Origin of the sequence: Streptomyces sp. NPDC102274 (genome assembly GCF_044766385.1) — a bacterium.
GTDB lineage: Bacteria > Actinomycetota > Actinomycetes > Streptomycetales > Streptomycetaceae > Streptomyces.
Genome location: NZ_JBIWLW010000108.1, coordinates 1 through 4,485, shown reverse-complemented (window position 1 = coordinate 4,485; position 4,485 = coordinate 1). Strand labels below are relative to the sequence as shown.

4 protein-coding genes and 2 pseudogenes are annotated in these 4,485 nt (G+C 66.2%); 2 read left to right on the top strand and 4 right to left on the bottom strand.

The window, feature by feature from the left end:
• Positions 1-50: 50 nt before the first annotated feature.
• The 3 genes and pseudogenes from ACIRQP_RS42040 to ACIRQP_RS42030 form a co-directional block, all read right to left on the bottom strand.
• On the bottom strand, positions 51-347 hold the full coding sequence (locus ACIRQP_RS42040) for a transposase (protein WP_403900707.1): 297 nt from the start codon (positions 345-347) through the stop codon (positions 51-53).
• A gap of 50 nt (positions 348-397) precedes the next feature.
• A pseudogene (locus ACIRQP_RS42035) lies at positions 398-607 on the bottom strand (helix-turn-helix domain-containing protein); the annotation flags it as partial.
• A 110-nt stretch (positions 608-717) separates the two neighbouring features.
• Entirely contained in the window at positions 718-1,053 is a 336-nt protein-coding gene (locus ACIRQP_RS42030) for a hypothetical protein (RefSeq protein ID WP_403900711.1), read from the bottom strand.
• On the opposite strand from ACIRQP_RS42030, the pseudogene ACIRQP_RS42025 reads away from it, so the two are divergent.
• Positions 976-1,650, top strand: a pseudogene (locus tag ACIRQP_RS42025) (IS256 family transposase); the annotation flags it as partial. The gene ACIRQP_RS42030 and the pseudogene ACIRQP_RS42025 sit on opposite strands and share 78 nt — an antisense overlap.
• Before the next feature lie 75 nt (positions 1,651-1,725).
• On the opposite strand, the gene ACIRQP_RS42020 reads toward ACIRQP_RS42025, so the two are convergent.
• Positions 1,726-3,828, bottom strand: coding sequence for an ISAzo13 family transposase (locus ACIRQP_RS42020; protein ID WP_403900705.1), 2,103 nt, complete (start codon positions 3,826-3,828; stop codon positions 1,726-1,728).
• 56 nt (positions 3,829-3,884) lie between these two features.
• Here ACIRQP_RS42020 and ACIRQP_RS42015 point away from each other — a divergent pair, with 56 nt between their 5' ends.
• Positions 3,885-4,337: a transposase gene (locus ACIRQP_RS42015; protein ID WP_403900709.1), complete on the top strand. Its 453-nt coding sequence runs from the start codon at positions 3,885-3,887 to the stop codon at positions 4,335-4,337.
• Positions 4,338-4,485 lie beyond the last annotated feature (148 nt).

Here is a 4,485-nt window from a genome sequence, read left to right as displayed (position 1 = left end):
ACCGGACCGCTGCGACGGCCCGGCGGTGGTGGCCTTGCACCACCACTCGGTCACACAGAACTTCGTGGCGCACCCATGCAGCGTTTGAGGACATCGCGCTCCATCCCCAGTTCCTTGTTCTCCTTGTTCAACGCCGCGTTCTCCGCCGTCAGCCGGGCGATCAACGCGTCCTGGTCCTCAGGCGTGGCCTTCTCGGCCCGCTTCGCCCGCGAGACCCAGCTCGCCAGCGTCGTCTCGTTGATCCCCAGGTCCTTCGCGACCTCGGGGACCGGCTTCCCGGTCTCCGTCACGATGCGTACCGCCCCCTCACGAAACTCCGCCGTGAACTTGCGACGCTTCTCCGCCATGACAACCAACATCCCCTGCTGTCACGGACTCCACGCTACGAGGGGAACCTCAGATCGGCGACCCCCTCATCAAGGACGGTGCGGGGGCGACCGGGACACGGTTCGTCCGACAGCCCGTCAAGACGGTCCACGAAGAACCGACGACGCCACTTCGAAACAGTGTCTCGGGACACCCTAACCCGCTCCATCACCGCACTCGTCGACACCGGGAAGCCATCCTCCCCGACGGCATCACGGGCCAGGATCACCCGGGCCCGCATCGCCATGCCCTGCGCGGACTTACGCCGCCGCGCCCAACCCTCCAGCACTGACCGCTCAGCATCAGATCCAACGGCTCAAGCTTCGGTCCCGGGCACGTCATGAATCAACCCTACGGAATATTGAGACTCAGGGCGGGGAGTGTCATGAATGAGGTGTTGATCTCCACGAAGGAGTGAGCCCCATGAGTACGACGACGGGTCACCTGATCGGGACTGTTGATGGCGTGTCGCTTGCCTCGGCTGGTGATGGCGCTGAGGGTGCCGACGTGAAGTCGATGCCGGTGTCGCCGAACGGTCTGTCCGCCGAATTGCTGGAGGAGCTGGCCGCGCTCGCGGCGGAGAAGGTCCGCGGCGAGGGGTTGCGGCTGATGGGCGAGGGCGGGCTGCTGCCCGAGCTGGCCCAGCATCTGATGCAGGCGGCCCTGGAGGCCGAGATGGATGAGCATCTGGACGCCGAGGCCGGCCGGGTGGGCGGGCGCGGTTCGCGTTCGGGCGGCAACACGCGCAACGGCTACCGGAGCAAGAAGGTGATGACGGAGGTCGGCACCGTCACGGTGCAGGTGCCCCGGGACCGGCTGGGGACCTTCCGGCCCCGGATGTTGCCCAAGTACGCGCGCCGGACGGGGGCGTTGGACGATCTGGTGCTCTCGTTGACCGCGAAGGGCCTCACCTCCGGCGAGATCGTGGCTCACCTCGCGCAGACCTACGGCATGGTGACGACGAAGGAGACCATATCCACGATCACCGACAAGGCCCTGGAGTCGATGGCGGAGTGGCGCACCCGTCCCCTCGATGCGGTCTACCCCGTGGTCTTCGTCAACGCCGTGCATGTCAAGATCCGTGACGGGCATGTGGCGAACCGGCCTGTCTACGTGGCCATTGCGGTCACCGTGGACGGCTATCGCGAGATCCTCGGCCTGTGGGCCGGCGACGGCGGCGAGGGCGCCAAGTACTGGCAGACTGTCCTGACCGAGATCAAGAACCGCGGAGTGCGCGATGTACTCATGCTGGTCTGCGACGGGCTGAGCGCGCTGCCCGACGCGGTGAACACCGTCTGGCCCCACACCGTGGTGCAGACTTGCGTGGTCCACCGAAGCCGTCAAAAATCAACATGGTGTTTATCTGGGCCCGTCTTCTTGATCATTCGGGTGTGGCTCGTTGATCGAGGCGAGGAGGTCGGCTGCTGTGATGTGCCGGTGCTCGGAGGGGGTGATGGTGAGGCGGTGGGCGTCGAGGATCGGCAGGACGTCTCGGATCGCGTTCCACAGTGTGCTGCGGCAGACGCCGAAGAGCTCGGTGAGGGGGTTGAGGCCGCAGATTCTGCGTCGGTAGAGGATCGTGGCGAGGATCCGGTCGCTGTCGGTGAGTTTCTGGCGGAAGACGCCGCCGCGGGTGCCTGGGCGTCGATCGCCACCGCGTTGGAGATGGCGGCGCTGTTCGATCACGGCGGCGTAGGGCACGATCAGCTCTTCGAGCAGGGCGTTCAGTGCTTCGCGGCTTATGCCGGGCAGCGTCGGGTCCGTCAGGGCCTGGCGGGTCGGGGCCGCTGGAGCGTGCTCGGCTGGGTCGGCGCCGGTGGCCCAGGCGCGCAGGTCGTCGGCCCGGGCGAAGTAGCGGACGACGGTCGGCGTGATGCTGATCTTGTATTCGTCCAGCAGCTTCCGGGTTGCCTTGATGGCCTGGCCGATGGTGACCGGGTTGATCCCGAGCAGGTCACACAGGACCTTCTGCGGGCAGAGCTGCCGCAGGTAGATGATGGTGATCAGGACCTCGTCCGCATCTGAGAGCAGTGATCGGCTGCGGCCGGTGGTGGCGACGCGCCGGCCGCCGCGCAGTACGTAGCGATGCTGTTCGGCCCGTGCTTGCTGGTCCGGGGCCAACCTGGCTTGTAGCGCGTCCAGTTCGTCGGTGGTCATGCCGGTCAGGCGGGGGTCGGCGAGCATGTGCAGGGTCTGCGCGCGGGCTGCGGCACGCTCGTCGGAGCATGGGGCGGGAGCGGTGCTGCCGGTCGGGGCGATGCTGTAGTTCCACTGGCCGCTCTTGGCATGCGCGGTGATCGGTAGGGCTTGCAACTGGTCGCGGCTGATCGCGATGCCGGTCGGGTAGGAGCCTCGGTCCAGGGCGGCTTCGACCCGCAGCCCGGTCCGGGTGGTGGTCGCGGCGATCGTGTTGAGGACGACCTCGTGGCTGGTCAGCGGTCGGCCGCGCCAGTTCATGGTGATGTGCGAGAACAACCGATGCTCAATTTTATTCCATTTTGAAGTACCCGGCGGGAAGTGGCAGACCGTGACGTTCAGGCCGACCTCAGCGGCAAACGCGGCCAGCTCAGCCTTCCACAGTCGGTAGCGGTAGCTGTTGGACCCACCGGCGTCAGCGGTAATCAGCAGCCGGGTTGCTTCGGGGTAGTCGTGCTGTCCCCGCGCTTGCCACCAGCGGCGGATCGAGGCGGCCGCGAACGCGGACGTGTTGTGATCGACTCCGACGTTCACCCAGCCGGTGTTCGCAGTCATGTCGTAGATCCCGTACGGAATCACCGATTCCACGTGCGGGCCGGCGAAGAAGCTGTGGTCCTCGACCTCGACGGGTTTCCCAGCCGGCCGCCATTCCTGCCCGGGCATCGGCAGCAGCCCGATCTGTTCTTTCTTCTTCGCGTCCACGCTGACCACCGGCTCACCTGCGGCCTGGTGCCCTTTGACCTGCTCGTTGATATAGCGGAACTGCGCATCCCGGTCGGGATGCTGATCGCCTTCCAGTGTCTTGGCGGTGCCCTGCAGACTGAACCCGTGCTCCTTCAGCAGGCGGCCCACCGTGGGCGCGGTCACGTAATGCCCCTGCCGGGACAACTCGGCGGCCAGGTTCCGCAGCGACTTCGTCGTCCAGCGCAGCGGTGACATCGGATCGCCGCGCTCATCCGGCTCGACCAGCGCCATCAGCACCGGAACCAGATGCCGGTCAACAGCCTCGGCCCGTATCCGACCGCCACCACGGCGCCGGACACGATCCTCGGGCAACGGCTCTGCCCCGCCCTCAAGTTCGAAGACACCCTTTCGGACCGTCGTCTCGCTGACCTGAGCCGTCTGCGCGACCAGGCGCACGCCCCCGTGGCCGAGCAATCGAGCCTCGGTTGCCAGTGCCAACCGCTGCTGACGCTCGTTCAGATGCGGGAGCAGGACCTCGAACCGCCGTGCCAGCTGACCGCGAACCTCGTCGGATATGCGCATACCACATCAACGAGATCGCACTCGCGAAGCAACGCGTTGTTTTTTGACGGCTTCACCTGATCCGGGCGAGCCTGCGCTATGCCTCGCGCCGCGACTGGGCTGACGTCGCCCGCGACCTCAAGCCCGTCTACACAGCCGTCAACGAGGAGCAAGCCCGCGCCCGGCTCGACGAGTTCGACGAGAAATGGGGCAAACGCTATCCGTCCATCGCCGGCACCTGGCAGCGCGCCTGGAGCGAGTTCGTGCCCTTCCTCGGGCTCCCCGACGCCATCCGCCAGGTCGTCTACACCACCAACGCGATCGAGTCGCTCAATGCCCGCTATCGGCGCGCGGCCCAGGCATGCGGCCACTTTCCCAACGAGCAGGCCGCCCTCAAGCGCCTCTACCTCGCCACCCTCGCCCTCGACCCCACAGGTCGCGGCCGCCAGCGCTGGAACAACCGCTGGAAGTCCGCCCTCAACGAGTTCGACGTCCTCTTCGACGGCCGCCTTACCGCTGGACGAGTGTGAGCCGAACGGCCCACCGAAAAACCGCTAGACCAAACAGACGAAACACACCTAAATCATGGCTCTGACAAGATTTTCGTAACCGTTGATCGTCTTCTCGGTTCTGGCCTTGGTGGATGGCTCGTTGGGGCAGGCTGGTGGCGTGTGATGT